The organism is Stenotrophomonas sp. TWI1151 (assembly GCF_039673135.1).
Classification (GTDB): Bacteria; Pseudomonadota; Gammaproteobacteria; order Xanthomonadales; family Xanthomonadaceae; genus Stenotrophomonas.
In genome coordinates this window covers 103,976-129,634 of sequence record NZ_JBDJLA010000004.1, presented here as the reverse complement: position 1 = coordinate 129,634, position 25,659 = coordinate 103,976, and the positions used below count along the sequence as shown (strand labels likewise).

Sequence of the window (25,659 nt, the reverse complement as noted above, 5' to 3'; positions counted from 1 at the left end):
GGTGTCGGTGGGATTTCCCATTCTATCCGGCTCGCCGCGCCTGCGCGGCGTTTGCCCATTCAGGAGTTTCAGCATGGCCACTGTTGGCATGAACGACGTCAAGAACGGGATGAAGATCCTGGTCAACAATGAACCAGCGGTCATCACCGAGACCGAATACGTCAAGCCGGGCAAGGGCCAGGCCTTCACCCGCATGAAGTACCGCTTCATCAAGTCGGGCCGCGTGGTCGAAATGACCATGAAGGCCACCGATGACGTGGAGAAGGCCGACGTTGTGGATACCAACATGGACTTCATGTACAGCGACGGCGAGTTCTGGCACTTCATGGACCCCGAATCCTTCGAGCAGGTCCAGGCCACCAAGGCCGGCATGGGCGGCGCCGAGAAGTGGCTGAAGGGCGAAGAGTCCTGCATCGTCACCCTGTGGAACGGCGAGCCGATCTTCGTCCAGCCGCCGAACTTCGTGGAACTGAAGATCACCGAAACCGATCCGGGCGTCCGTGGCGACACCTCGGGCGGCGGCGGCAAGCCGGCCACCCTGGAAACCGGCGCCGTGGTCCGCGTGCCGCTGTTCGTCAACCAGGATGAAATCATCAAGGTCGACACCCGCTCGGGCGAATACTCCGCACGCGCAGGCAAGTAATCCGGCAAAGCCGGATTACGGTAGAGCCGACCGTTGGTCGGCTGCGGCACCGGCCGACACCGCACCCGGTAGAGCCGACCGTTGGTCGGCTGCAGCACCGGCCGACACCGCACCCGGTAGAGCCGACCGTTGGTCGGCTGCAGCACCGGCCGACACCGCACCCGGTAGAGCCGACCAACGGTCGGCTCCACCTCCAAGCGTCCCGGTCGCCCACACCCTCGGGTCGTCCGCCCAGACAAGTGAGCCCGCATGACCGACACCGCCCGCATTCCCGAAGCCTGTGACCTGTTGATCGAAGCCGGTTACGTGGTCCCGATCGAGCCGCATGCGGTGGTGCTGGAAGACCATGCCGTGGCCGTGCGTGGCGGCGAGATCGTCGCGATCCTGCCGCGTGCCGAAGCGCGCGAGCGCTTTGCACCCAAGCAGACCGTCTCGCGCCCGGAGGCGGCGCTGATGCCGGGCCTGGTCAATGCGCATACCCACAATCCCATGACCCTGCTGCGGGGCGTCGCCGACGACCTGCCGCTGATGGTCTGGCTGCAGCAGCACATCTGGCCGGTGGAAGCGGCGGTGATCGGCCCGGAGTTCGTGGCCGACGGCACCACCCTGGCGATCGCCGAAATGCTGCGCGGCGGTACCACCTGCGCCAACGAAAACTACTTCTTCTCCGACGTCCAGGCCGCCGTCTACAAGCAGCACGGGTTCCGTGCGCTGGTCGGTGCGGTGATCATCGATTTCCCGACCGCCTGGGCCAAGACCGACGACGAGTACTTCGCCAAGGCCGGCGAGCTGCACGACCAGTGGCGCAACGATCCGCTGATCGGCACCTCGTTCGCCCCGCACGCGCCGTACACCGTCAACGACGCGAACTTCGAACGCGTGCGCATGCTGTCCGACCAGCTGGACATGCAGGTGCACCTGCACACGCATGAAACCGCGCAGGAGATCAGCGACTCGATCAAGCTGCATGGCCAGCGTCCGCTGGCGCGTCTGGACCGGCTCGGCCTGGTCAACGACCGCCTGATCGCGGTGCACATGACCCAGCTGACCGAGGCCGAAATCCACCTGTGCGCCGAGCGCGGCGTCAGCGTGGTGCACTGCCCGGAATCCAACCTCAAGCTGGCCTCCGGGTTCTGCCCGGCCTGCGCGCTGCAGCGCGCCGGTGTGAACCTGGCGATCGGCACCGACGGCTGCGCCAGCAACAATGACCTGGACATGTTCAGCGAGAACCGCACCGCGGCGATCCTGGCCAAGGCCGTGGCCAATGACGCCACCGCGCTGGACGCGGCCACCACGCTGCGTGCGGCCACCCTGGGCGGCGCACGCGCGCTGGGCTTCGGCGACCGCATCGGCTCGATCGAGGTCGGCAAGCAGGCCGACCTGGTCTGCGTGGATCTCTCTGCGCTGGAAACCCAACCGCTGCACCATGTGCTTTCGCAGCTTGTCTACGCCGCCGGCCGCCACCAGGTCAGCGATGTCTGGATCGCCGGCCAGCCCAAGCTGGTCCAGCGCGAACTGGTCGGCATGGACACCGCCGCGATCGTCGCCAACGCCCGCCAGTGGCGCGAGCGTATCCGACACATCCGTGCTTGATGCATCAAGGATCCCCATGAACACCCCCCATGCTTCCACCAATTTCGATCAGGCCGAACTGGACAAGTTCGCCGCGCTCGCCAACCGCTGGTGGGACGTCGATGGCCCGCAGAAGCCGCTGCACGCGTTGAACCCGGTGCGCCTGCAGTACGTCGCCCAGCGCGTCACCCTGCGCGGCGCCCGCGTGCTCGATATCGGCTGCGGTGGCGGCCTGCTCAGCGAAGCGCTGGCCAAGGAAGGCGCGGACGTCACCGCGATCGATCTGGCCCCGGAACTGGTCAAGGTCGCCCGCCTGCACGGGCTGGAGTCGGGCGTCACGGTCGACTACCGCGTGCAGGCCGCTGAAGACCTGGCCGCCGAACAGCCGGGCAGCTTCGATGTGGTCACCTGCATGGAAATGCTCGAGCACGTGCCGGACCCGGGCGCGATCATCGCCGCCTGCCACCGTCTGCTCAAGCCGGGCGGGCAGCTGTTCCTGTCCACCGTGAACCGCACGCCGGCCGCGTTCGCCGTGGCGATCGTCGGTGCCGAGTACGTGGCACGGCTGCTGCCCAAGGGCACGCACCACTACCAGGATTTCATCAAGCCGGCCGAGCTGGGCAAGTGGCTGCGTGAGGCCGATTTCAACCTGCGCGATGTCAGTGGCATGGCCTACGAGCCGTGGCGCAACCGTGCCCGCCTGAGCACGCGCACCGACATCAATTACCTGGCCCACGCGGTCAAGCCGGACGACGCGGCACGTGTCTGAGTTCGGTTTCCCGCCGGCGGTGCTGTTCGATCTGGACGGCACCCTGCTGGACAGCGCACCGGACATGCTGGCCACCGCCAACGCGATGCTGGCCGCTCGCGGGCGCGCGCCGATCACCCTGGGGGCGTTGCGCCCGGTGGTCTCCAAGGGCTCGCGCGCGATGGTATCGGTGGCCTTTCCCGAGCTGGGGCAGGCCGAGCGTGATGCGCTGGTGCCGGAGTTCCTGGCGCGCTACGAAGGCCTGATCGGCCAGCATGCCGTGCTGTTCGATGGCATCGCCGGCATGCTCGACGCGCTCGATGCGGCCGGCTGCGCGTGGGGCATCGTGACCAACAAGCCCGAGTATCTGGCCCGGCTGATCGTGCCGCAGCTGGGCTGGCAACAGCGCTGCAAGGTGCTGATCGGCGGCGACACCCTGGCCCAGCGCAAGCCGCATCCACTGCCGCTGTTGGCCGCCGCCGAGCGCATGGGCATCGCCCCGGGCACCTGCATCTACGTGGGCGATGACGAGCGCGACATCGTCGCCGCCAACGCCGCCGGCATGGCCTCGGTCGCCGCGCTGTGGGGTTACCGGCTCGACGCCGACGATCCGGTGGCCTGGGGCGCCGATACGCTGATCGCACTTCCCGAACACCTGCAACATGCCAAGGCGTGGCCGCTTCCGCGCACGCTCTAGCCTTTCAAGGAATACACCGTGAGTACTCCAAGCGCCCTGGACAGTTTCCTGGACAAGTGGCGGACCCGCTGGCCCGAGTGGCAGGTGGCCGAACGCTTCGTGCCCGAGAACCAGCGCACCCTGGTGGTGGCGTGGTTCTCGCTGCTGCAGGAGTTCGACGACATCCTCAATACCGCCGGCGACCCGATGCCGTCCGACGCCAAACTGGCGTGGTGGGGCGAAGAGCTGCGCAGCTGGTCCGCACAGCGCTCGCGCCATCCGCTGGGCCGCGTGCTCGAGCCGGTGCGCGCGCCGTGGGCGCAGCTGGCCGAGACCCTGCCGGATCTGATCGACGCGCGTGCGGTGCCGGTCGATCCGGCGCAGGCGCTGCGCTCGCTGCAGGCGTATGCGGCCGCTGTGGCCGCGGTCGAGGCGGTGATGTTCGATACCCCGGCGCGTGGCGATGTCGCCACCCCGGTGCTGGTGCAGACCCTGGCCCAGCGGCTGCACGAGAGTGGCGTCGCCGCCATTCCGCGTTCGCTGCTGGCCGAGGATGACACCGCGGCACCGCGCAAGTGGGCGCAGCAGCTGCTCGCGAAGTGGCCGGCGCGGGTTGCCGGCCCGCGGCCCCGCCGGCTGTACGCCGCGTTGGCCCGTGCCCGCCAGCAGACCTGGGCGCAGGACCGCCAGTACCAGGCCACGCCGATGCGGACGCTGTGGCTGACCTGGTGGGCGGCGCGCGGCTGAGCGTGCGTGCCGGCCAGCAGCCGGCACTTCGTTATTTCCCGCGTTCCAGCACCAGCAGCGGGTCGATGCGGGTATCGAACCAGTTCATGCCCCAATGCAGATGCGGGCCGGTCGCGCGACCGGTCGCACCGACGGCGGCGATCACCTGACCCTGCTCGACGCGGTCGCCGACGTTCACGTCGATGCGCGACAGGTGCAGGAAATTCGAACTGATCCCGAAGCCGTGATCCAGCAGCAGCGTGCCGCCGGTCAGGTACAGGTCCGGGCCAGCAAAGGTGACCACGCCTGCGGCCGGTGCCTTCACCGGGGTGCCGGTCGGCACCGCGATGTCCATGCCGGAGTGGCCCGAACCGGGTTGGCCGTTATAGACGCGCGCATTGCCGAAGCGGCCGCTGATGCGGCCCTGCACCGGCCAGATGAAGGCCTGTGCGAAGTCGGCGCGATTGTCATCGCGGGCACGCGCGGCGGTGACCTGCGCCTGCTCACGCTTGATCCGCTCGGCAATCGCCGGCGGCGGATTGACCGTCTTGGGGGGCACGCCGTTGACGCGCTCGGTCGGCCAGTCACGCGGGGTGACCGCGATGCTGGCCGTTTCGCTGCCGCCGTCCGGGCGCGTCACCTGCACCTGCAGCGGACCTTTCTCATCGCGGCCGATGCCGAACACCACGCTGCCGTACCCGCTCACGCGCAGGGTGCGGCCGCCGTATTGCACGACGCTGCCGGCCGGCACCTTGCCGATCACCATCGCGCCCTGCGAGGCGCTGGCCGGAAACACCACACGCGCATCGGCCTGGGCCACGGCGGGCGAGGGCAGCAGACTGCCCATCGCTACGACGCCTGCGGCCGCCAGGGCCGCGCTCAACACCCGTGCCCGCATCAGCGGTCGAAGCTCATGCGCTGGCCGTTCGGCGAACCCACCAGTTTCTCGCCATCCCACGCCAGCTGCCCGTTGACCCAGGTCGAGGCGATGCGCGAACGGAAGGTGGTGCCCTCAAACGGCGACCAGCCGCACTTGGACAGCACGTCTTCGCGCTTGACGGTGAAGGGCACATCTTCGACCAGCACCAGATCGGCGAAGTAGCCTTCGCGCAGGTAGCCGCGCTGGCTCACGTCGAACAGCTGCGCCGGTGCGTGCGCGAACTTCTGCACGACCTGGGTGATCTCCAGCTTGCCTTCGTGCACCAGTTCCAGCGCGGCGACCAGTGCGTACTGCACCAGCGGCAGGCCGGACGGCGCCTGTGCATAGGGCTTCTGCTTTTCTTCCCAGGTGTGCGGCGCATGATCGGTGGCGAGCACGTCGATCACGTCATCGGCCACGGCGCGGGTCAGCGCTTCGCGGTCGCTGGCTTCCTTGATCGCCGGGTTGCACTTGATCAGGTTGCCCAGCCGCGCGTAATCGCTGCGGTCGAAACGCAGGAAGTGGATGCAGGTTTCGGCGGTGATCTGCTTGCGGCTGCCATCGGCGCGGATCAGCGGGCCGCGTTCGAACAGGGCCAGCTCATCGGCGGTGGAGATATGCAGCACGTGCAGGCGGGTGCCATGCTTTTTGGCCAGCGACACGGCCAGCTCGGAGGACTTCAAACAGGCCTCGCGCGAACGGATGTCCGGGTGCTGCTCGGCACTCAGTGCATCGCCATATTTCTCGGCGTACTCCTTGGCCTTGGCATCGATCATCGGCGTGTCTTCGCAGTGCGTGATGATCGGTGTGGGCGCGTCGCGGAAGATCGCATCGAGCGTTTCCGGGTTGTCCACCAGCATGTTGCCGGTGGACGCGCCCATGAACACCTTGATGCCCGGCGCGGTCTTGGGATCCAGCGACTGGATGTGGGCCAGGTTGTCGTTGCTGGCGCCCATGTAGAAGCCGTAGTTGGCGCGCGCGCGGCCGGCGGCGGCATCGTACTTGGCCTGCAGGATCTCGGCGTTGAGCGTGGGCGGGTTGGTGTTGGGCATGTCCATGAAGCTGGTCAGGCCCCCGGCGACGGCCGCGGCCGATTCGGTCGCGATGTCGCCCTTGTGGGTCAGGCCGGGCTCACGGAAATGGACCTGGTCGTCGATCATGCCCGGCAGCAGCCAGCGGCCGGCGGCGTCGACCACGGTTTCGCCGGGACGGGCGTCCAGGCCGGGGCCGATCTGCGCGATGCGGCCATCTTCGATGCGCAGGTCACTCTGGGTGACGGTGCCTTCGTTGACCAGGCGGGCGTTGACGATGAGCGTGGAGGACATTCAGTGTTTTCCTGTGCAGCGGCAGGTGGCGTCGTGCGCGGCGCGCGGGGGCACCTCGTCGATGCCACCGGGATGGAAGGGATGGCAGCGGCCCAGCCGGCGCGCGGCCAGCCAGCTGCCGCGCGCGGGGCCATGGGTGGCGATGGCTTGCATGGCGTATTCAGAACAGCTGGGCATGAAGCGGCAACGCGGCCCCAGCAGCGGGCTGATGAAGCGCTTGTAGAAGCGCAGCAGGGCGATGAGCAGGCGTGAGATCACCCCCCAATCTTATTCCAGTTGGCATGAAGGGCGCATTTGTCGCAGGATGGGGCGTTGGACCCGTCCGCACCCACGCGCGCGACGGGCCGCCCCGGCGGTGTTGCCGGGTCAGGTACCGAACTGCGCACGTTGGCCCGCCTGCCAGGCGGGCCGGTCGCACGCCTTGCGACTCCGGGGCTGAACGGAGTAGGCGGTGTGGTTGCTGCTGCTGGTCGGGTAGGCTATAAAGGCCCGCTTTCCCGGGCCCCGGGGAATCCAAGGAAGAGCGTTTCGTGGCTGCTAAAAAAACTGCAAAGAAGGCCGTCAAGGCCGCCAAGAAAACCGCCAAGCCTGTTGTAAAGAAGTTGGCGGCCAAGTCCGTTGCCAAGAAGCCGGCCGCCAAGCCGGCTGGCAAGCCTGCATCCAAACAACCGGCGGCCAGGACGGCACCCGTTAAAAAGGCGACCAGCACGTCGCCGGCCAAGACCGTCAAGAAGGCTGTCGCCAAGAAGCCTGCTGCCAAGACGGTGGTGGCCAAGAAGACCGTCGCCAAGAAGGTCGTTGCCAAGAAGTCGACGGTCGCCAAGCCGGTTGCCAAGCCCGCCAAGCGCGCGGCAGGCAAGCCGGTGAGCAAGGCGCCCGTCAAGAAAGCCGCTGCCAGCAAGACGGCAGCCAAGAAGACCGTGACGCCTGCTGTCGCCAAACCGGCGTCCAAGCCGGCACCGGCGAAGAAGACCGCAGTCAAGCAGGCACCGGCCACGCCGGTGAAGGCCAGCAAGACCGCCAGCAAGCCCGTGGCATCCAAGCCGGCCACCAAGCCGGTTGCAGCACCCGTAGTGAAGTCCGCACCGAAGCCGGCATCGCCGGCGCCGGCCAAGTCTGTCCCGGCCAAGAGCCCGGCCAAGGCGGCACCTTCTCCGGCGTCCACGCCGGCGCCGGTCGCCCCTGTCGCCGCCTCCAAGGCCCCGCAAAACAAGAATCCCGTGCCCGTTTCGAAATCGCCTGCAAAAACCCCCGCCAAGTCCGAGTCCGCCCCCAAGCCCGTGTCCCGTCCGGTCGGCAAGGTCGCCGTTGCCGTGGCAGCGCGTTCGGCCGCCCCGGCCCCTCGCACCAAGGTGAAGGTGGTGGAATACAAGACTGACGAAGCCACCGGTCGTCCGATCCTGCCCGACGGTTACAAGCCGAGCGCGGAAGAGGAATACATGAGCCCGCTGCAGCTGGAGTACTTCCGCCAGCGCCTGCAGCACTGGCGCAATGATCTGGTGGAGGAATCCAAGCAGACCATCGCGAACCTGCAGGAAGAAGTGCGTGATATCGGCGATGAGGCCGAGCGCGCCACCCGCGAGACCGAGAACTCGCTGGAACTGCGTACCCGCGATCGTTATCGCAAGCTGATCGGCAAGATCAACAGCACGCTGAAGCGTCTGGAAGATGGCGATTACGGTTTCTGTGTGGATACGGGCGAAGAGATTGGCCTGGATCGTCTGGAAGCCCGCCTGACTGCTGAGCGCACGATCGATGCGCAGGAGCGTTGGGAGCATCTGCAGAAGCAGCAGGGCGACTGATCGCGCTGTTGGTTATGCTGTTCTACGAAAAACCCCGGCTTCGGCCGGGTTTTTTTTGGCTGGCTGTTTTTGGTTCGGGTGGGTTCGCGTTGGTCGCGAAGGGCGTTGGCGCCTTGCTGTCTGGTGCTCGAGTGGGTCGGGCAGCCCGGTCCGGGTCCTGCACTGCGCTGCCCGGCCGCCCAACCGCAGGAACAAGCAGGCGCCGAACCCGCGGCCCCGGCAGCCCCAGCCGCGCAGCGCGAGCCAACCGGCCCGGTGTCCAGCTGGGGAGCCCCAAGCGGCCAGTCGGCCAAATCCTCAATGCAGATCGCGCAGATTCAACCGCCGCAGCGTCGGATTCTTCCAGGCCGTAATGCCCGCCACGCTCAACACCGCAAAGCCCCCCAGCACCACCGCCGGGACCAGCCCCAACAGCTTCGCCATCGTGCCCGCATAGAACGCGCCCAACTCATTGGACGAACTGATGAAAATGCCATTGATCGACGACACCCGACCACGCATCTCCTCCGGCGTCGCCAACTGCAGAATCGTCGAACGCACCACTACCGACACACCGTCGAACGCACCGTAGAACAACAGAATCGCCGCCGACAGCCAGAAATTCGATGACAGGCCGAACCCGATCACGCACAGACCAAAGCTGGCCACCGCGAACAACAGCACACGCCCCGCATTGCGCTGCAACGGCCGACGCGCCAGCCACAGCCCCACGCACACCGAGCCCAGCGCCGGCGCCGCCCGCAGCACGCCCAGCCCCTCCGGCCCGTGGTGCAGGATTTCGTGCAGGAACGCCGGCAGCATCGCCACCACGCCGCCGAGCAGCACCGAGAACATGTCCAGCGCCATCGCCCCGACCATGATCCTGTTGCCGAGCACGAAACGGCCGCCCTCGGCGATGCTCTTGAAGATCGGCGCCGCCGGGCCCGTATGCACCGGCTCGGAGACGCGCAGCGCCGCCAGGCAGCCCAGCGCGATCAGCGACACGCCGACCGCCACGCCATAGGCGACGCCCTTGCCGCCCCACGCCACCAGGGCGCCGCCCAGTGCCGGGCCGACCACCATGCCGGTCTGGAACACCACCGCGCCCAGTCCCGCGCCACGCGCGTACTGCGTGCGCTCCAGCACGCGGGCGAACAGTGCGTTGTAGATCGGCGAGAGGAACGCGCGGACCATGCCGGTCAGTGCGATCGCCGCATAGATCGGCCACACCCCGTGGAACGGCAGCCAGCCCTGGGCGACCGCGGTCAGCACCAGTGCGGTCATCACCAGCCCGCTGCAGGCGACCATGCCCAGTCGGCGGCGGGGAAGGTGGTCGACCAGATAGCCGGCAAACGGCGCCACGCAGAAGAACGGGAGCACTTCGGCCAGGCCGACCAGGCCCAGCGAGAACGGATTGCGGGTGACTTCGTAGATATGCCAGCCGACCGTCACCGCGACGATCTGGTAGGAGAGCATCGCGAAGATGCGGTAGGCCAGCACCAGCGAAAAGCCCGGGCGGGCCAGCAGCTGCAGGGCGCTGTCCGGCTCCTGCGGATCGGCGGAGAGCGTCACGACTGCGCTTGGGCAGTGTCGCGGATGAAGGCCAGCATTGCCGCCACGCCGTTGCTACGGGTCGGGGACAGGTGGCGCGACAGCCCGATGTCCTGGATGTAGCTCGGCTCGGTGGCCAGAATCTCGGCCGCCGAACGGCCCGAATAGACGCGCAGGGCCAGGTAGATCAGCCCGGAGACGATCGCCGAATCACTGATGGCGTGGAAGCGCAGCGCCTCGGCATTGCCCTCCGGCACGATCCAGACCATGGACTGGCAGCCAAGCAGACGATGCTCCTCGGTCTTCCACGCTTCCGGGAAGGTGGGCAGTTTGCGGCCGAGGTCGATCAGGTACTGGTAACGCTCGGACCAGTCGCCGAAGAAGGCGAATTCCTCGGCGATGGCGGCCTGGGCTTCAGCAGCGGTGGGTTCGAGCGGGAACGGGGAGGTGGGGGTCATGGGGGCTCCGGGTCGGTGTTCGCCGTCCGTGGGTGACCGTGCAGTTGCGGGGGGAGGCAGCCCGGCCGTCCGTGGCCGGGGCGATGTCATGGCAGTGCCCAGTGGATCGGGCGGTGTCCGGTAGCGCCCGACGGTCAGCCGGGCGGTCTTTCAGCGCTTGCGCGACCAGCGCACGCCCTGGGCGGTGTCTTCCAGCACGATGCCCTCGGCGGCCAACTGGTCGCGGATCGCATCGGCGCGGGCGAAGTCGCGGGCCTGCTTGGCCGCGGCGCGTTCATCGATCAGGGCCTGGATGGCCGCATCGTCGTCGTTGCCGCCTGCGGTGCCAAACCAGGCCGCGGGATCCTGCTGCAGCAGGCCCAGCGCCAGGCCGGCACCGAGCAGCGCGGACTTCCAGTGCGCCTTGTCGGCGTCGGCAGCCTTGCGTGCCTCACCGGCGATACGGGCCAGCTCGGCCAGCGCCTGCGGCGTATTGAGGTCGTCATCCAGTGCGGCCTCGATCTCGGTCGGAATCACCGCAGCGGCGTCCACCTCGACCAGATCGCGCAGCGTGCCGTACAGGCGGTCCAGGGTGCGCACCGACTGCTCGATCAGCGCATCGGACCAGTCCAGCGGCTGCCGGTAGTGGGCCGACAGCAGCGCATAGCGCAGCGCCTCGGGGGCATGCTGGCGGACCAGATCGTGCACGCGCTCGATGTTGCCGATCGACTTGCTCATCTTGGCGCCGCCGAAGTTGAGCATGCCGTTGTGCAGCCAGAACCGGGCGAAGGTCTGCCCGCCGTGCGCGCACTCGCTCTGGGCGATCTCGTTCTCGTGGTGCGGGAACTGCAGGTCCACGCCGCCGGCATGGATATCGATGGTCGGCCCCAGGTGCGCGGCGGCCATCGCCGAGCACTCGATGTGCCAGCCCGGGCGGCCACGGCCCCACGGCGATGCCCAGCCCGGCAGGTCGTCGCTGGAGGGCTTCCACAGCACGAAATCGCCCGGGTCGCGCTTGTACGGGGCGACATCCACGCGGGCACCGGCCAGCATCTCGTCCGGGTCGCGGCGCGAGAGCTTGCCGTAGTCGGTGTAGGAGCTCACCGAGAACAGCACGTGGCCTTCGGCCGCATAGGCATGCCCGTTGGCGATCAGCTGCTCGATCATGGTCACGATCTGGGGGATATGCGCGGTGGCTTCCGGCTCGATATCCGGCGGCACCACGCCCAGTGCGGCCATGTCCTCGCGGTAGGCGGCGGCGAAACGGTCGGTAATGGTGCTGATCGGCACGTTCTGCTCGCGCGCGGCCGTGTTGATCTTGTCATCCACGTCGGTGATGTTGCGCGCATAGCGCAGGCCGCCGAAGCGGCGACGCAGCAGGTCGGCCAGTACGCCGAACACCACCGGCCCACGGGCATTGCCGATGTGGACGTAGTTGTAGACCGTGGGGCCACACACATACAGGGTCGGACAGGTCGGATCGAGCGGGGTGAACGGTTCGAGCTGGCGTGTCAGGTTGTTGTGCAGGCGCAGGGTCATGGGGGTCGGGAGCGGGGGTAAGCGGTCGATTTTAGAACGTGTCGGGGGCTTTGGGGGGATGTGGGGCACGGCAGGCCGGCGGCCTCGGCCGCTGGCGGTGTGGCTGAAGGCTTCAGGCGTTCCGGCCCGTCGTGGCGGGCTTCCGGCCCCGCGGGTGGGGTCGGCCTATGGGCAGAAACGTCACGGAAGGGTAATGTTCAGCCCCTTGTGCTTGCCACTGCCTAAACTATCCCTCTTGTCCTTTTCCCTGTTGCCAATGAAATCCGCTTCGTTGTTGACGCTGGTCTGCCTGCTCGGAAGTGCCGCCTTCGGGGCGTGCGCCCAGGAGGGTGAGGTGCGCAACCGGGTGGTGATCGTGGAGAACGTCAAGTTCGACTACGCCCAGGTGCTCAACGTCGAGCCGGTCTTCCAGACCCTGCGCGCCACCCGCACCGAAGAGCACTGCGAGCCGGTCTCCACCCGCACGCTCGCGCCGGTCAATGTCACCGGCGAGGAGCCGCAGGAAGACAAAGGCCGCTTCGGCCGCTTCATGGATTCGGTACGCTCGATCTTCCGCCGGGAAGACGGCAGCACCGACGAAAGCGGCTACGCCGAGACGGTGGTGGTCGAGGCCACGCCGGCCAACACCGGGCCGTTGTTGACCCGGGACTGCAAGATCATCCCGGTCGGCCGTGAGTTCCGCCGCCCGATCGCCTACGACGTGGACTACGTCTACAAGGGCACCAAGTACCGTTCCCGCCTGCCGGAAGACCCGGGCAACCGCCTCAAGATCCGGGTCTCGATCACCCCCTGGGTGGGCAACGATCAGGCCGGTGGCGCCAACCCGTGACCCCCGGCATCGCCCCGGGCGTGGATGCCTTCAACCTGAATTGTCATTCAGGCCTTGCACGCACTCCGGGTGCATGCAAAGATGGGCGGCCATGAAACTCACCGACTTCCAGCACGACACCAGCGCCGCCCGTATGGCTACGGGCATGACGTCGCGTGCCCGCCGACCGGAACCCCACATTTTCGCTGGGTAACCGGAGCTTCGTGCTGCCTGTTTGGAAAACCCAGCCCCCGCGCTGGGTTTTTTCGTTTCTACGATCTGAAAAGTTTCATCTGTATACGTTTTGTTGAGCCATGAACGCGCCCCGGCGCCCCCAACCTCCGCCGGTGACGGTGGAAAACCAGCCGCAAAGGATCGATCGATGTCCCTGAAGCACTTCCTGAACACCCAGGATTGGAGCCGCACCGACCTGGATGCCCTGTTGACCCAGGCCGCGTTGTTCAAGCGCAACAAACTGGGTGACGAGCTCAAGGGCAAGTCGATTGCCCTGGTGTTCTTCAACCCCTCCATGCGTACCCGCACCAGCTTCGAGCTGGGTGCGTTCCAGCTGGGCGGGCACGCGATCGTGCTGCAGCCGGGCAAGGACGCCTGGCCGATCGAGTTCAACCTGGGCTCGGTGATGGACGGGGACACCGAGGAGCACATCGCCGAAGTGGCCAAAGTGCTCGGCCGCTATGTCGACCTGATTGGCGTGCGTGCCTTCCCGAAGTTCATCGACTGGACCAAGGATCGCGAAGACGAAGTGCTCAAGAGCTTCGCCAAGTACTCGCCGGTGCCGGTGATCAACATGGAAACCATCACCCACCCGTGCCAGGAACTGGCCCACGTGATGGCGCTGCAGGAACACTTCGGTACCCAGGACCTGCGCGGCAAGAAGTACGTGCTGACCTGGACCTATCACCCCAAGCCGCTGAACACCGCGGTGGCCAACTCGGCGCTGACCATCGCCACCCGCATGGGCATGGACGTGACCCTGCTGTGCCCGACCCCGGATTACATCCTGGATGAGCGCTACATGGGCTGGGCCGAGCAGAACGTGGCCGAGAGCGGCGGTTCGCTGCAGGTCAGCCATGACATCGCCAGCGCCTACGCCGGCGCGGACGTGGTGTACGCCAAGAGCTGGGGCGCGCTGCCGTTCTTCGGCAACTGGGAACCGGAAAAGCCGATCCGCGACCAGTACAAGCACTTCATCGTGGACGAAGCCAAGATGGCGCTGACCAACAACGGCGTCTTCAGCCACTGCCTGCCGCTGCGCCGCAACGTGAAGGCCACCGACGGCGTCATGGACTCGGCGCAGTGCATCGCGATCGACGAAGCTGAAAACCGCCTGCATGTGCAGAAGGCGATCATGTCGGCGTTGATCGGCCGGTAACGCCATCAACGGGTATCGAACATTGCAGCCGACCAACGGTCGGCTCTACCCAACTTTTTTCCCTATTGGACCTGACCCCCATGAGCAACAAAGACATCGTCCTGGCCTTCTCCGGTGGACTCGACACCAGCTTCTGCGTGCCGTACCTGCAGGAGCGCGGCTACAACGTGCATACCGTGTTCGCCGACACCGGCGGCGTGGATGACGAAGAGCGCGATTTCATCGAGAAGCGTGCGGCCGAACTGGGCGTCACCAGCCACGTCACCGTCGATGGTGGCCCGGCGATCTGGAGCGGCTTCGTCAAGCCGTTCGTGTGGGCCGGTGAGGGCTACCAGGGCCAGTACCCGCTGCTGGTGTCCGACCGTTACCTGATCGTGGATGCCGCGCTCAAGCGCGCCGCCGAGCTGGGTACCAACATCATCGCCCACGGCTGCACCGGCATGGGCAATGACCAGGTCCGCTTCGACCTGGCCGTGAAGGCGCTGGGCGACTACCAGATCGTCGCGCCGATCCGCGAAATCCAGAAGGAACACACCCAGACCCGCGCCTACGAGCAGAAGTACCTGGAAGAGCGCGGCTTCGGCGTGCGCGCCAAGCAGCAGGCCTACACCATCAACGAGAACCTGCTGGGCCTGACCATGTCCGGCGGCGAGATCGACCGTTGGGAAGCCCCGGGCGAGGGTGCCCGTGGCTGGTGCGCACCGCGCAGCGAATGGCCGGAACAGGCACTGACGGTTACCTTGAAGTTCGTCGAGGGCGAAGCCGTCGAGCTGGACGGCAAGGCGCTGCCGGGTGAGCAGATCCTGGCCAAGCTCAACAAGCTGTTCGCCCCGTACGGCGTGGGCCGTGGCGTCTACACCGGTGATACCGTGATCGGCCTGAAGGGTCGCATCGTGTTCGAAGCGCCGGGCCTGGTCTCGCTGCTGGCCGCGCACCGCGCGCTGGAAGACGCCGTGCTGACCAAGCAGCAGAACCGCTTCAAGCCGGACGTGGCGCGCAAGTGGGTGGAGCTGGTGTACGAAGGCTTCTACCACGACCCGCTCAAGACCGACATCGAAGCCTTCCTGAAGTCCTCGCAGGCCAAGGTCAACGGTGAAGTGGTGCTGGAAACCCGCGGTGGCCGTGTCGATGCCGTGGCCGTGAAGTCGCCGCACCTGCTCAATGCCAAGGGCGCCACCTATGCACAGTCGGCCGACTGGGGCGTGGAAGAGGCCGAAGGCTTCATCAAGCTGTTTGGTATGAGCTCGACCTTGTACGCGCAGGTCAACCGCTAAGGCGATTCACCGGGGTGCCGGCCGCTGGCCGGCGCCTCGCAAAGCCGATGGAGGGGGAGTGCCGGCCGCTGGCCGGCTCCTGGAACGGCCGGATCATTGCAGAGCCGGCCAGCGGCCGGCACTACCGATTTTGAACCCTACGGATACTCAGACACATGTTGGAACAGACACTCGATCATCTGCAGCAGCTCGTGTCCTTCGACACGCGCAATCCGCCGCGGGCGATCACCACCGGCGGCATCTTCGATTACCTGCGTGCGAACCTGCCCGGGTTCAACGTGGAGGTGATCGACCATGGCGACGGTGCGGTCAGCCTGTATGCGGTGCGTGGCACCCCGAAGTACCTGTTCAACGTGCACCTGGATACCGTGCCGGACTCGCCGCATTGGACGGCCGACCCACACGTGATGCGGCGCGCCGAGGACCGCGTGATCGGGCTGGGCGTGTGTGACATCAAGGGCGCTGCGGCGGCCTTGGTGGCTGCTGCCAACGCCAGCGATGGCGATGCCGCGTTCCTGTTCTCCAGCGACGAGGAAGCCAACGATCCGCGTTGCATCGCCGCCTTCCTGGCCCGTGGCATTCCGTATGAAGCGGTGCTGGTGGCCGAGCCGACCATGAGCGAAGCGGTGCTCGCCCACCGTGGCATCAGCTCGGTGCTGATGCAGTTCACCGGCCGCGCCGGGCATGCCTCGGGCAAGCAGGACGCGGCGGCCAGTGCACTGCATCAGGCGATGCGCTGGGGCAACCGCGCGTTGGACCATGTCGAGTCGTTGTCGCATGCGCGCTTTGGCGGGCTGACCGGCCTGCGCTTCAACATCGGGCGCGTGGAAGGCGGCATCAAGGCCAACATGATCGCGCCCGCTGCTGAAGTGCGGTTCGGCTTCCGTCCGCTGCCGTCGATGGATATCGATGCGCTGCTGGCGACCTTCGCCGGTTTTGCCGAACCGGCCGCGGCGCAGTTCACCGAGACCTTCCGGGGCCCCAGTTTCCCGGCCGGCGACATCGCCGAAGCGGAAAACCGCCGCCTGGCCGCGCGCGACGTGGCCGATGCGCTGGATATTCCGATCGGCAACGCGGTGGACTTCTGGACCGAGGCGTCACTGTTCTCGGCCGGCGGCTACACCACGCTGGTGTATGGCCCGGGCGACATCGCCCAGGCCCACACCGCCGATGAGTTCGTGAAGCTGGAGCAGTTGCAGCGTTACGCCGAATCCGTGCACCGCATCATCGCGCACGGCGCCTGATCGAATGACGCCGTCGTGGTCCCCCACTGACGGAACTCCCATCGCGGCCCCGGCCGCCTGCGACGATATCGAAATGCCTTCTTCCCAGCCCCACCGCCAGACCCGTCAGACCATCGTGCGCCTGCTCTCGAGCATGGCCAGCGCGAAGGAGATCAGCCAGTACCTCAAGCGTTTCTCGCAGCTGGACGCCAAACGCTTCGCCGTGGTCAAAGTCGGCGGCGCGGTGCTGCGCGATGACCTGGAGGCGCTGACCTCCTCACTGTCGTTCCTGCAGGAAGTCGGCCTGACCCCGATCGTGCTGCATGGCGCCGGTCCGCAGTTGGATGCCGAACTGTCGGCGGCCGGCATCGAGAAGCAGACCGTCAACGGCCTGCGCGTGACCTCGGCCGAAGGGCTGGCGATCGTGCGCCGGGTGTTCCAGGCCTCCAATCTGCAACTGGTCGAAGCCTTGCAGCAGAACGGTGCGCGCGCAACCTCGATCACCGGCGGCGTGTTCGAAGCCGAGTATCTGGACCAGGCCACCTACGGCCTGGTCGGTGAGGTCAAGAAGGTCAACCTGGCTCCGATCGAAGCCAGCCTGCGCGCCGGCTCGATCCCGGTGATCACCAGCCTGGGCGAAACCCGCTGCGGGCAGATCCTCAACGTCAACGCCGATTTCGCCGCCAACGAGCTGGTGCAGGAACTGCAGCCGTACAAGATCATCTTCCTGACCGGCACCGGCGGCCTGCTCGACGAAGAGGGCAAGGTGATCGACTCGATCAACCTGTCCACCGAGTACGACCAGCTGATGCAGCAGCCGTGGATCCATGGCGGCATGCGGGTCAAGATCGAACAGATCAAGGACCTGCTGGATCGCCTGCCACTGGAGTCCTCGGTGTCGATCACGCGCCCGGCGGACCTGGCCAAGGAGCTGTTCACCCACAAGGGTTCGGGCACGCTGGTGCGCAAGGGCGAGAAAGTGCTGCGCGCCACCGCCTGGGACGAACTGGACCTGCCGCGCCTGAAGCAGCTGATCGAATCCAGCTTCGGCCGCACCCTGGTGCCGGACTATTTCCAGAAAACCAAGCTGCTGCGCGCCTATGTGAGCGAGAACTATCGCACCGCGGTGATCCTCACCGACGAGCCCGAAGGCGTCTACCTGGACAAGTTCGCGGTGCTCGACGATGCGCAGGGCGAGGGCCTGGGCCGCGCGGTCTGGAATGTCATGCTGGACGAAACCCCGCAGCTGTTCTGGCGCTCACGCAACGGCAACCCGATCAATCACTTCTACTACGCCGAATCCGATGGCTGCTACAAGCAGGGCCACTGGAAGGTGTTCTGGTTCGGCGCCGATGGCTTCGACCGCATCAAAGCGTACGTCGAGCATTGCGCCGCACGCACCCCCAGCCTGGAGGGCTGAACCTCATGAATCTCGCCGATTGGACCAAGGTCCCCACACTGGCCGGCACACACGCCCGGCTGGAGCCGCTGCAGATGGCGCATATCGATGGCCTGCGCGGTGCACTGGGGGATGGCACCTTGTCCAAGCTCTGGTACACCCAGGTGCCCAGTGCGAAGACCATGACCGCCTACGTCCAGACCGCGCTGCAGGCGCAGGCGGAGGGTAAGGTGTTGCCGTTCGCGGTCCTCAACGAGGCCGATGAAGTGGTCGGCACCACCCGCTACTACGATCTGGACGCCGAGGTGCCGCGCCTGAGCATCGGCTACACCTGGTACGGCGAGGCCGCCCAGCGCACCGGCATCAATACCGAAACCAAGCTGATGCTGCTCACGCATGCCTTCGAGCGGCTGGAATGCCTGAGCGTGGTGTTCGAGACCAGCTGGTTCAACCTCACCTCGCGCACCGCGATCGCGCGGTTGGGGGCCAAGCAGGACGGCGTGCTGCGCAACCACAAACGTCACCCGGATGGCACCCCGCGCGACACCGTCATCTTCTCCATCATCGATGCGGAATGGCAAGGGGTGAAACGCCACCTGCAGCACCGCCTGGACGCACACGCATGAGCACCAAGACCTTCACCGTCGGCATCGTCGGCGCCCGCGGGCACACCGGCGCCGAGCTGATCAAGCTGATCGCCGCCCACCCGCACCTTCAGCTGGGCTTCGTGTCTTCGCGCGAACTGGCCGGGCAGCGCGTGAGCGATCACCACAGCGACTGGCACGGTGAACTTCAGTTCGAGAACCTCGACGCCGACGCTGTCGCCGCCAAGGGCATGGATGCGGTGATCCTGGCACTGCCCAATGGCCTGTCCGCGCCGTTCGTCACCGCGCTGGATGCGGCCAGGCCGGACACGGTGATCGTCGATCTATCGGCCGATCACCGCTTCGAGCCGAGCTGGTATTACGGCCTGCCGGAGCTGACCCGGGGCGACTACCTGGGCCAGAAGCACATCAGCAATCCGGGCTGCTACGCCACCGCGATGCAGCTGGCGATCAGCCCGCTGCTGCAGCAGCTGGCCGGCCCGCCGCAGTGTTTTGGTGTGTCCGGCTACTCCGGCGCGGGCACCACGCCCTCGGACAAGAACAATCCGGAACTGCTGCGTGACAACCTCATGCCGTACGCGCTGACCAACCATGTGCACGAGCGCGAAGTCACTGCGCACCTGCGCGTGCCGGTCGAGTTCATGCCGCATGTGGCGCCGCACTTCCGCGGCATCACCATGACCGTGAACCTGTGGCTCAACACGGTGGTCAAGCGCGAGGACGTGATCGCGCTCTATCAGAAGTACTACGCCAACGAAGCGTTGATCGACGTGATCGACGAAGCGCCCTGGGTAAGCCAGATTGCGGGCCGGCACGGCGTGCAGATCGGCGGCTTCGACGTGGCCCCGGGCGGCAAGCGCGTGGTGGTGGTGGTGACCCTGGACAACCTGCTCAAGGGCGCGGCCACCCAGGCGATGCAGAACCTCAACCTGGCACTGGGCCTGGACGAACTGGCCTCGATCCCGCACTGAATTCCCACGGCGCCGCGCGGCCCCCTGCGCGCGCCCTGACAACCCGGCGGAGCGAATCCGCCTACGGAGCAAGACATGGCAGACCTTCTGTGGCAGAAGCCCGGCGTGGCGGTAGACGCCAAGATCCAGACCTTCCTGGCCGGCGATGATGTGATCCTGGACCGCGAGTTCTTCCTGTACGACGTGGCAGCCAGCAAGGCGCATGCGCAGGGCCTGGAGAACATCGGCATTCTCGGCAACGACGAACGCGTCGGCCTGCAGCGCGAGCTGGATGTGCTGGCCGAGGATTTCCGCAGTGGTGCGTTCGTGCTGGATGAGCGCTTCGAGGATTGCCACTCGGCGATCGAAGCGCGCCTGACCGAGCGCCTCGGCGATGCCGGTCGCAAGATCCACACCGGGCGCAGCCGCAACGACCAGATCCTGGTGGCGACCCGGTTGTGGCTGAAGGACAAGCTGCTGCGCGTGGCCGAGCTGAGCCGCGAGATCGCCAAGGTGGCGCTGGATCGTGCCGAGGCCGAAAAAGACCTGCCGGTGCCGGGCTATACCCACATCCAGCGCGCCGTCGTGTCCTCGGCGGGCATGTGGTGGGCCGGCTGGGCCGAAGCCTTCATCGACAACGCGATCCGCGCGCACGACACCTTCAACCTGGTCGACGCCAATCCGCTCGGCACGGCCGCCGGTTATGGCGTGAACCTGCCGCTGGACCGCGCGCACACCACCGAGGCACTCGGTTTCGCGCGGATGCAGATCTCGCCGATCTATGCCCAGCTGTCGCGCGGGAAGTTCGAGCTGGCCGCCCTGGAAGCGCTTGGCGGCGCCACGCTGGATCTGCGCCGCATCGCCTGGGACCTGTCGCTGTTCACCAGCGGCGAGTTCGGCTTTGTCGCGCTGCCGGCGCAGTACACCACCGGCAGTTCGATCATGCCCAACAAACGCAACCCGGACGTGATCGAACTGATGCGGGCCACCCACGCCAGCGTGGCCGCGGCCCGCACCGAGATCGAGCAGCTGCTGTCGCTGCCGTCGGGCTATCACCGCGATCTGCAGAGCAGCAAGGGCGCGATCTTCCATGGCTTCGGCCGCGGTCTGGCCGCGCTGGAACTGCTGCCGGCGCTGCTGGCCAACCTGGAATGGCGCGACGACAAGCTGCGTGCGGCGATCGATTCGGGCATGTACGCCACCGATGTCGCCGTGGAAGCGGCGGTGGCCGGTGTGCCGTTCCGCGAGGCCTACAAGGCCGCCGCCGCGGCGGCGGATACGGCCGGGCAGGGGCGGACCCCCGAAGGCAGCCTGGCCGCGCGCGTGTCGCCCGGCGCGGCCGCCGACCTGCGGCTGGATGAGCTGCGCGCCCGCTGGGCCGCACTGGTGTGATCACGACGGCGGCCGCAAGGCCGCCGTTCTTGTAACGTCTTGCCGGGCGCGCCCGGGAAAAGGACTCACATGAAAATCTGTTATCTGGTGATGGTCACCCGCACGCCGGACTTCCGCGATGAGGTCGGTGCCGAGCACGTGCGCTTTCTCGATGAGGTGCGGGCCCGCGGGCAGCTGCTGCTGACCGGTGGCTTCACCGACAAGAGCGGTGGCGCCTACGTGCTGCAGGACATCGCCGATCTGGCCGCTGCACAGGCGCTGGTCGACACCGATCCACTGCTGGTGCAGGGCAGTGCCACCGCCCGTATCCACGAATGGAGTACGCGCTGAGCGCACCGACCCCATGAACCAGTCCGTGCCTTCGCCGTTCACCGAACAAGCCGTTCCGCAGTGGAAACGCGCCGTCCTCAAAGTGGGCAGCAGCCTGCTGGCGGCCGATGGCGGCGGCCTCTCGCCCCGCCACGCACTGGGGCTGGCCCAGTTCGTCTCGGCCAATGTCCTGGCCGGGCGTGAAGTGGTGATCGTGTCCTCCGGCGCGGTTGCCGCGGGTCGGGCGATCGTGCCGCGCGCGCTGGAAGCCGGGGCGGCGATGGCCGCACGGCAGGCACTGGCGGCGCTGGGCCAGGCGCAGTTGATCGGGCTGTGGCAGCGCTTCTTCGAACGCCCGGTGGCGCAGGTGCTGCTGACCCATGACGACCTGCGCAACCGTCGCCGCTATCTCAATGCCCGCGCCACGCTCAACGAACTGCTGCGGCTGGGCGCGCTGCCGGTGGTCAACGAGAACGACACCGTTTCGGTGGATGAGCTCAAGCTCGGCGACAACGACAATCTGGCTGCGACCGTCGCTGCGCTGATCGACGCCGACGTGCTGTTCATCGCCACCGACATCGACGGCCTGTACAGCGCCGATCCGCGGCGTGATCCACAGGCACGGCCAATCCACGATGTGCCCGAGCTGACCGTCGAGGTGCTGGCGATGGCCGGGGGGGCCGGCAGCGGCGCGGGCACCGGCGGCATGCATACCAAGCTGGAGGCCGCGGCCAAGGCCGGGCGTGTCGGCATCGAGACCTGCCTGTTCAACGGGCGCAGCGCCGAGGTGGTGCGCGCGCTCAGCCAAGGCCGCCTCTTCGGCACCCGCATCCACGCCGCGCAGACCCGCGTGGCCGCGCGCAAGTACTGGCTGCGGCACGCGCCGCTGGAACCGGGCGCGATCCTGGTCGATACCGGTGCGGCCGATGCGCTGCGTGGCAAGGGCGCCTCGCTGCTGCCCGGCGGCGTGGTCGGCGCGGAAGGGGACTTCCGCCGCGGTGACATGGTCGAGATCCGGCAACGCACCGAGGCCGGCGAGGTCTGCCTGGCCCGTGGTGTCAGCCAGTACTCGGCCAGCGACATCCGCCGCGTCGCCGGTCGCCACTCGCGCGACATCGAAAGCGTGCTCGGCTACAACTACGGTGGCAACGTCATCCACCGTGACGATCTGGTGTTGCTGTAAAGCGTAAGAACATCCACGGGAGAGCCACGCCATGCGTGGCTGCGCAGCCTGGGCCGTTCGACCTCCCCCAGCCACGCATGGCGTGGCTCTAGCGTGTTTTTTCAAGGATATTGAGATGGTCGCCAGTTCCACTACCGACATCCGCACCCAGGCGCTGGCCTGCCGCGAGGCTGCCCAGCAACTTGCTCAGCTGTCCTCCGCCGCCAAGGCCGATCTGCTCGAAGCGATGGCCGCGGCGCTGGACGCGGATACCGATGCGATTCTCGCCGCCAACGCACGCGACCTGGCCGCCGCCACGGAGAAGGGCGTCGGCACGGCGATGCTGGATCGCCTGGCCTTGAACCCACAGCGCCTGGCCGGTATCGCCGCCGCGCTGCGCGAGGTGGCCGCGTTGCCCGATCCGGTCGGGCAGGTGACCCGCGATGACGTGCGTCCCAATGGCATCCGGGTGCAGAAGGTGCGCGTGCCGCTGGGCGTCATCGCGATGATCTACGAAGCGCGCCCGAACGTGACCGCCGATGCGGCCGCGCTGTGCATCAAGGCCGGCAACGGCGTGATCCTGCGCGGTGGTTCGGAGGCGATTCACTCCAATACCGCCATCGCGGCGTCGCTCAAGCGCGCGCTGCGCGAGGCCGGTGTCGCCGATGCCGCGCTGACCCTGGTCGAGGATCTGCGCCGCGAGACCATGCTGGCGCTGCTGCAGCTCAACGACCTGATCGACCTGGCGATTCCGCGCGGCGGGGAAGGGCTGATCCGGTTCGTGGCCGAGCATGCCCGCGTACCGGTGATCAAGCATTACAAAGGGGTCTGCCATCTGTACGTGGACCGCGCCGCCGATCCTGCGCTGGCGTTGCGCCTGCTGGTGGACGGCAAGTGCAGCCGGCCGTCGGCCTGCAACTCGCTGGAGACACTGCTGGTCCATGCCGACCTCGCGCCGACCTTCCTGCCGTTGGCGGCGAAGGCGCTGGCCGAACGTGGTGTGCAGCTACGCGCCGATGCGGTGGCACGCCAGTGGCTGCCCGATGCTGACGTGGCCAGCGACGACGATTATGCCGCCGAGTACCTGGACCTGATCATCGCGGTGCGCGTGGTGAAGGACCTCGATCAGGCCCTGGCGCATATCCAGCAGTACAGCTCGGACCACACCGAGGTGATTGCTACCGACGATGCCGCAGCGGCAGAGCGCTTCGTGCACGCGTTGCGTTCGGCGGTGGTGATGGTCAACGCCTCCTCGCGCTTCTCCGATGGTGGCGAGCTCGGCCTGGGCGCGGAGATCGGCATCTCCACCACCCGGCTGCACGCCTATGGCCCGATGGGCCTGGAAGCACTGACGGTCGAGCGCTTCGTCGTCCGCGGCGAAGGCCAGACGCGCGCGTGACCCGGTAGAGCCGACCGCTGGCCGGCTCCTTCCCATCGTGGCAACCCGTGGAGCCGGGCAGCGGCCGGCACTACCGGTCTGGCAACACCCGCGCGATTACCTGTGCGCGCCCGCCAATGCCTGCGCGGTGACCCGTACCGGCCGCGCGTGCTCATCCATGTGCAGGGTCACCGACTTGCCATCGGCCAGCGACGCGGCCACTGAGGCACTCGCGCCGAGGTCATGCGCCATCTCTTCGCGGGTCACATCGTCATGCGGCAGCCGACGCTCCTTGCCCGTGAAGCGCATGCGGTTGTACTCGGCCCAGGCGATCAGCAGCGCCGCGCAGCAGAGCAGCATGACCGGCAGGGCGATCACCACGAACGGGTCGATCATCTGCTTCTGTTCGTACAGCTGCGTCCAGGCCATCTGCCCGCCCAGCAGCCAGGAAACCAACGTGACCAGCGGTGCCCACAGGTAGAAGTAGAACGCCCAGAAGGCGATGGTCACAAAGCCCCAGGCAGTACGCTGCAGGCGTGGCTGCTGGCGCGGTTTCTGGATCAGCCGCGAGTCGAAGCGGCGGGTGGATTTGACAGTGTTCATCGGATACCCCGGTCAGGACTGACCCAGACCGCGCGCTTGCCACGACGCTTGAAGATCGTCTTGGGGAACGCCACCAGGGTCGTGAACAGACTGATGAGCCAGTACGCCATCGGGTACCAGATCACCCAGAAGTAATTACGTCCAATATGCGTTTCGTAACGGCGGTCGATGATCAGGCTGCTGGCGAACTGCAGCAGGCAGACCAGCGCCAGGATCACGCCATGCCACTGCGGCAGCAGCGTGGCGATGTACAGCTCGGGCGGCAGTGTCATGAATTTGCCCAGTGCCCACAGCACGATGATGGCCAGCATCGTGTACGCCCACAGCACGCTGAGGATGTACTCCAGCAGCACGCCCCACATGCGGCGCTTGCGCCAATGGAACAGCGAGCCACCGTGCCGCAGCAGCACTTCCACGCCCCCTTGGGCCCAGCGCAGGCGCTGCCGCCACAGCCCCTTCAGCGTTTCCGGCATCAGGATGAAGCACAGCGCATTGGGCTCGTAGCGGATGTCCCAATGATCCATCTGCAGGCGCCAGCTGATGTCGATGTCCTCGGTGACCATGTCGTCGGACCAGTACCCGATCCGATGCAGCGCAGTACGGCGGAACGCGGCGATCACCCCGGAGATGGTGAAGATGCGCCCATACACCCGCTGCGCGCGCTTGATCATGCCGATGATCGAAGAGAACTCGGCGACCTGCAGCCGGCCCAGCAGGGTGGAACGGTTGCGGATGCGCGGGTTGCCGGTGACCGCGCCCACGCGCGGGCCCGAGGTGAGGTGCCAGACCATCCAGTGGGTGGCGTACTCCTCCAGCATCGCATCGCCATCGATGCACACCAGGAACTCCGAGCGTGCCGCCAGCGCGCCCATGCGCAGCGCATTGGCCTTGCCCAGGTTGCGGTCCAGATGCACCACGCGCAGGCGTGGGTGCAGGGCGGCCAGGGCATCCAGCCGTGCCCCGGTATCGTCGCTGCTGCCATCGTTGATGGCGATGACTTCGAAGTCCGGGTAGTTCTGCTTCAGCGCCGAACCGAGGGTGTCTTCCAGGTTCTCCGCTTCGTTGTGGCACGGGATCAGGATCGACGCGAACGGATACTCAGCCATCGGCGGCGGATCATCGCGGTCGCGTGCCTTGCGTTCGCGCCGGAAGAAGTAATACAGGCCGCCGGACATCCAGAAGAACGCCATCACCATCGGGTAGAAGAAGGCGAACTGGAACAAGGTGTAGAGAAGAGGATGCATGG

Annotated in this window: 25 protein-coding genes; 17 read left to right on the top strand and 8 right to left on the bottom strand. The window is 66.9% G+C overall.

Features of this window, described 5'->3' with window-relative positions; genetic code table 11:
• Window positions 1–73 precede the first annotated feature (73 nt).
• The 5 genes from efp (at window position 74) to ABE422_RS07495 (ending at window position 4,386) form a co-directional block, all read left to right on the top strand.
• Window positions 74–643, top strand: a complete 570-nt coding sequence (gene efp / locus ABE422_RS07515) for an elongation factor P (protein WP_019182820.1) — start codon at window positions 74–76, stop codon at window positions 641–643.
• Between the two features lie 249 nt (window positions 644–892).
• Window positions 893–2,236, top strand: a complete 1,344-nt coding sequence (locus ABE422_RS07510; RefSeq protein WP_346482745.1) for a TRZ/ATZ family hydrolase — start codon at window positions 893–895, stop codon at window positions 2,234–2,236.
• A 16-nt stretch (window positions 2,237–2,252) separates the two neighbouring features.
• Entirely contained in the window at window positions 2,253–2,984 is a 732-nt protein-coding gene (gene ubiG, locus ABE422_RS07505; protein ID WP_121038225.1) for a bifunctional 2-polyprenyl-6-hydroxyphenol methylase/3-demethylubiquinol 3-O-methyltransferase UbiG, read from the top strand.
• Entirely contained in the window at window positions 2,977–3,660 is a 684-nt protein-coding gene (locus ABE422_RS07500) for a phosphoglycolate phosphatase (protein WP_346463772.1), read from the top strand. Before ubiG ends, ABE422_RS07500 begins: the two co-directional genes overlap by 8 nt.
• An 18-nt stretch (window positions 3,661–3,678) precedes the next feature.
• On the top strand, window positions 3,679–4,386 hold the full coding sequence (locus ABE422_RS07495; protein WP_346463770.1) for a squalene/phytoene synthase family protein: 708 nt from the start codon (window positions 3,679–3,681) through the stop codon (window positions 4,384–4,386).
• A 31-nt stretch (window positions 4,387–4,417) separates the two neighbouring features.
• Here the strand turns inward: ABE422_RS07495 and ABE422_RS07490 are convergent, their stop codons facing one another.
• The 3 genes from ABE422_RS07490 to yidD are packed head-to-tail and all read right to left on the bottom strand — an operon-like array spanning window position 4,418 to window position 6,867.
• Window positions 4,418–5,263, bottom strand: a complete 846-nt coding sequence (locus ABE422_RS07490; protein ID WP_313218910.1) for a M23 family metallopeptidase — start codon at window positions 5,261–5,263, stop codon at window positions 4,418–4,420.
• A complete protein-coding gene (locus ABE422_RS07485; protein ID WP_346482744.1) occupies window positions 5,263–6,609 on the bottom strand; it encodes a dihydroorotase in 1,347 nt (448 codons plus the stop codon). Before ABE422_RS07485 ends, ABE422_RS07490 begins: the two co-directional genes overlap by 1 nt.
• Window positions 6,610–6,867: a membrane protein insertion efficiency factor YidD gene (yidD, locus tag ABE422_RS07480; protein WP_121038212.1), complete on the bottom strand. Its 258-nt coding sequence runs from the start codon at window positions 6,865–6,867 to the stop codon at window positions 6,610–6,612.
• Window positions 6,868–7,139: 272 nt separating this feature from the next.
• Between yidD and dksA the strand changes: the two genes are divergently transcribed.
• Window positions 7,140–8,411 carry an RNA polymerase-binding protein DksA gene (gene dksA / locus ABE422_RS07475; protein WP_313218906.1) on the top strand — a complete coding sequence of 424 codons (1,272 nt, stop codon included), beginning with the start codon at window positions 7,140–7,142 and terminating at the stop codon, window positions 8,409–8,411.
• A gap of 297 nt (window positions 8,412–8,708) precedes the next feature.
• Here dksA and ABE422_RS07470 read toward each other — a convergent pair whose 3' ends face one another.
• The 3 genes from ABE422_RS07470 to cysS form a co-directional block, all read right to left on the bottom strand.
• Entirely contained in the window at window positions 8,709–9,962 is a 1,254-nt protein-coding gene (locus tag ABE422_RS07470; protein ID WP_346482743.1) for an MFS transporter, read from the bottom strand.
• Window positions 9,959–10,399, bottom strand: a complete 441-nt coding sequence (locus tag ABE422_RS07465; RefSeq protein ID WP_313212355.1) for a SufE family protein — start codon at window positions 10,397–10,399, stop codon at window positions 9,959–9,961. Before ABE422_RS07465 ends, ABE422_RS07470 begins: the two co-directional genes overlap by 4 nt.
• A gap of 150 nt (window positions 10,400–10,549) precedes the next feature.
• The gene (cysS, locus tag ABE422_RS07460; RefSeq protein WP_313212354.1) at window positions 10,550–11,917 is read right to left on the bottom strand and encodes a cysteine--tRNA ligase; all 1,368 of its coding nucleotides are present in this window, start codon (window positions 11,915–11,917) and stop codon (window positions 10,550–10,552) included.
• Window positions 11,918–12,173: 256 nt separating this feature from the next.
• On the opposite strand from cysS, the gene ABE422_RS07455 reads away from it, so the two are divergent.
• From ABE422_RS07455 to ABE422_RS07405, 11 genes are all read left to right on the top strand, one after another.
• Window positions 12,174–12,746 carry a hypothetical protein gene (locus ABE422_RS07455; RefSeq protein ID WP_313212372.1) on the top strand — a complete coding sequence of 191 codons (573 nt, stop codon included), beginning with the start codon at window positions 12,174–12,176 and terminating at the stop codon, window positions 12,744–12,746.
• A 361-nt stretch (window positions 12,747–13,107) separates the two neighbouring features.
• A complete protein-coding gene (locus ABE422_RS07450) occupies window positions 13,108–14,118 on the top strand; it encodes an N-acetylornithine carbamoyltransferase (protein WP_123730719.1) in 1,011 nt (336 codons plus the stop codon).
• Between the two features lie 80 nt (window positions 14,119–14,198).
• Window positions 14,199–15,392, top strand: coding sequence for an argininosuccinate synthase (locus tag ABE422_RS07445; protein ID WP_313212353.1), 1,194 nt, complete (start codon window positions 14,199–14,201; stop codon window positions 15,390–15,392).
• A gap of 155 nt (window positions 15,393–15,547) precedes the next feature.
• Window positions 15,548–16,636, top strand: a complete 1,089-nt coding sequence (locus tag ABE422_RS07440; RefSeq protein WP_346482742.1) for an acetylornithine deacetylase — start codon at window positions 15,548–15,550, stop codon at window positions 16,634–16,636.
• A 73-nt stretch (window positions 16,637–16,709) separates the two neighbouring features.
• On the top strand, window positions 16,710–18,035 hold the full coding sequence (locus ABE422_RS07435) for an acetylglutamate kinase (protein ID WP_313212351.1): 1,326 nt from the start codon (window positions 16,710–16,712) through the stop codon (window positions 18,033–18,035).
• 5 nt (window positions 18,036–18,040) lie between these two features.
• Window positions 18,041–18,640: a GNAT family protein gene (locus ABE422_RS07430; protein WP_313212350.1), complete on the top strand. Its 600-nt coding sequence runs from the start codon at window positions 18,041–18,043 to the stop codon at window positions 18,638–18,640.
• On the top strand, window positions 18,637–19,590 hold the full coding sequence (gene argC, locus ABE422_RS07425; RefSeq protein WP_313218898.1) for an N-acetyl-gamma-glutamyl-phosphate reductase: 954 nt from the start codon (window positions 18,637–18,639) through the stop codon (window positions 19,588–19,590). The genes ABE422_RS07430 and argC overlap by 4 nt, the downstream gene beginning before the upstream one ends.
• A 75-nt stretch (window positions 19,591–19,665) precedes the next feature.
• On the top strand, window positions 19,666–20,961 hold the full coding sequence (gene argH / locus ABE422_RS07420) for an argininosuccinate lyase (protein ID WP_293981763.1): 1,296 nt from the start codon (window positions 19,666–19,668) through the stop codon (window positions 20,959–20,961).
• A 69-nt stretch (window positions 20,962–21,030) separates the two neighbouring features.
• The gene (locus tag ABE422_RS07415; protein WP_313218896.1) at window positions 21,031–21,291 is read left to right on the top strand and encodes a YciI family protein; all 261 of its coding nucleotides are present in this window, start codon (window positions 21,031–21,033) and stop codon (window positions 21,289–21,291) included.
• A 13-nt stretch (window positions 21,292–21,304) separates the two neighbouring features.
• Complete coding sequence (gene proB, locus ABE422_RS07410) at window positions 21,305–22,453, top strand: glutamate 5-kinase (RefSeq protein ID WP_121038175.1); 1,149 nt, start codon at window positions 21,305–21,307, stop codon at window positions 22,451–22,453.
• 115 nt (window positions 22,454–22,568) lie between these two features.
• Complete coding sequence (locus tag ABE422_RS07405) at window positions 22,569–23,831, top strand: glutamate-5-semialdehyde dehydrogenase (RefSeq protein ID WP_346482741.1); 1,263 nt, start codon at window positions 22,569–22,571, stop codon at window positions 23,829–23,831.
• Window positions 23,832–23,927: 96 nt separating this feature from the next.
• On the opposite strand, the gene pgaD is transcribed toward ABE422_RS07405, so the two are convergent.
• Complete coding sequence (gene pgaD / locus ABE422_RS07400) at window positions 23,928–24,413, bottom strand: poly-beta-1,6-N-acetyl-D-glucosamine biosynthesis protein PgaD (RefSeq protein WP_346482740.1); 486 nt, start codon at window positions 24,411–24,413, stop codon at window positions 23,928–23,930.
• Window positions 24,410–25,657 carry a poly-beta-1,6-N-acetyl-D-glucosamine synthase gene (pgaC, locus tag ABE422_RS07395; protein WP_313212276.1) on the bottom strand — a complete coding sequence of 416 codons (1,248 nt, stop codon included), beginning with the start codon at window positions 25,655–25,657 and terminating at the stop codon, window positions 24,410–24,412. Before pgaC ends, pgaD begins: the two co-directional genes overlap by 4 nt.
• Window positions 25,658–25,659 lie beyond the last annotated feature (2 nt).

Bases quoted from the DNA above. Each gene is read 5' to 3' on its own strand.
- efp (WP_019182820.1), top strand. From the start codon at position 74: ATGGCCACTGTTGGCATGAACGACGTCAAGAACGGGATGAAGATCCTG.
- ABE422_RS07510 (WP_346482745.1), top strand. From the start codon at position 893: ATGACCGACACCGCCCGCATTCCCGAAGCCTGTGACCTGTTGATCGAA.
- ubiG (WP_121038225.1), top strand. From the start codon at position 2,253: ATGAACACCCCCCATGCTTCCACCAATTTCGATCAGGCCGAACTGGAC.
- ABE422_RS07490 (WP_313218910.1), bottom strand. From the start codon at position 5,263: ATGCGGGCACGGGTGTTGAGCGCGGCCCTGGCGGCCGCAGGCGTCGTA.
- ABE422_RS07485 (WP_346482744.1), bottom strand. From the start codon at position 6,609: ATGTCCTCCACGCTCATCGTCAACGCCCGCCTGGTCAACGAAGGCACC.
- ABE422_RS07465 (WP_313212355.1), bottom strand. From the start codon at position 10,399: ATGACCCCCACCTCCCCGTTCCCGCTCGAACCCACCGCTGCTGAAGCC.
- cysS (WP_313212354.1), bottom strand. From the start codon at position 11,917: ATGACCCTGCGCCTGCACAACAACCTGACACGCCAGCTCGAACCGTTC.
- ABE422_RS07455 (WP_313212372.1), top strand. From the start codon at position 12,174: ATGAAATCCGCTTCGTTGTTGACGCTGGTCTGCCTGCTCGGAAGTGCC.
- ABE422_RS07450 (WP_123730719.1), top strand. From the start codon at position 13,108: ATGTCCCTGAAGCACTTCCTGAACACCCAGGATTGGAGCCGCACCGAC.
- ABE422_RS07445 (WP_313212353.1), top strand. From the start codon at position 14,199: ATGAGCAACAAAGACATCGTCCTGGCCTTCTCCGGTGGACTCGACACC.
- ABE422_RS07440 (WP_346482742.1), top strand. From the start codon at position 15,548: ATGTTGGAACAGACACTCGATCATCTGCAGCAGCTCGTGTCCTTCGAC.
- ABE422_RS07435 (WP_313212351.1), top strand. From the start codon at position 16,710: ATGCCTTCTTCCCAGCCCCACCGCCAGACCCGTCAGACCATCGTGCGC.
- ABE422_RS07430 (WP_313212350.1), top strand. From the start codon at position 18,041: ATGAATCTCGCCGATTGGACCAAGGTCCCCACACTGGCCGGCACACAC.
- argC (WP_313218898.1), top strand. From the start codon at position 18,637: ATGAGCACCAAGACCTTCACCGTCGGCATCGTCGGCGCCCGCGGGCAC.
- argH (WP_293981763.1), top strand. From the start codon at position 19,666: ATGGCAGACCTTCTGTGGCAGAAGCCCGGCGTGGCGGTAGACGCCAAG.
- ABE422_RS07415 (WP_313218896.1), top strand. From the start codon at position 21,031: ATGAAAATCTGTTATCTGGTGATGGTCACCCGCACGCCGGACTTCCGC.
- proB (WP_121038175.1), top strand. From the start codon at position 21,305: ATGAACCAGTCCGTGCCTTCGCCGTTCACCGAACAAGCCGTTCCGCAG.
- ABE422_RS07405 (WP_346482741.1), top strand. From the start codon at position 22,569: ATGGTCGCCAGTTCCACTACCGACATCCGCACCCAGGCGCTGGCCTGC.
- pgaD (WP_346482740.1), bottom strand. From the start codon at position 24,413: ATGAACACTGTCAAATCCACCCGCCGCTTCGACTCGCGGCTGATCCAG.
- pgaC (WP_313212276.1), bottom strand. From the start codon at position 25,657: ATGCATCCTCTTCTCTACACCTTGTTCCAGTTCGCCTTCTTCTACCCG.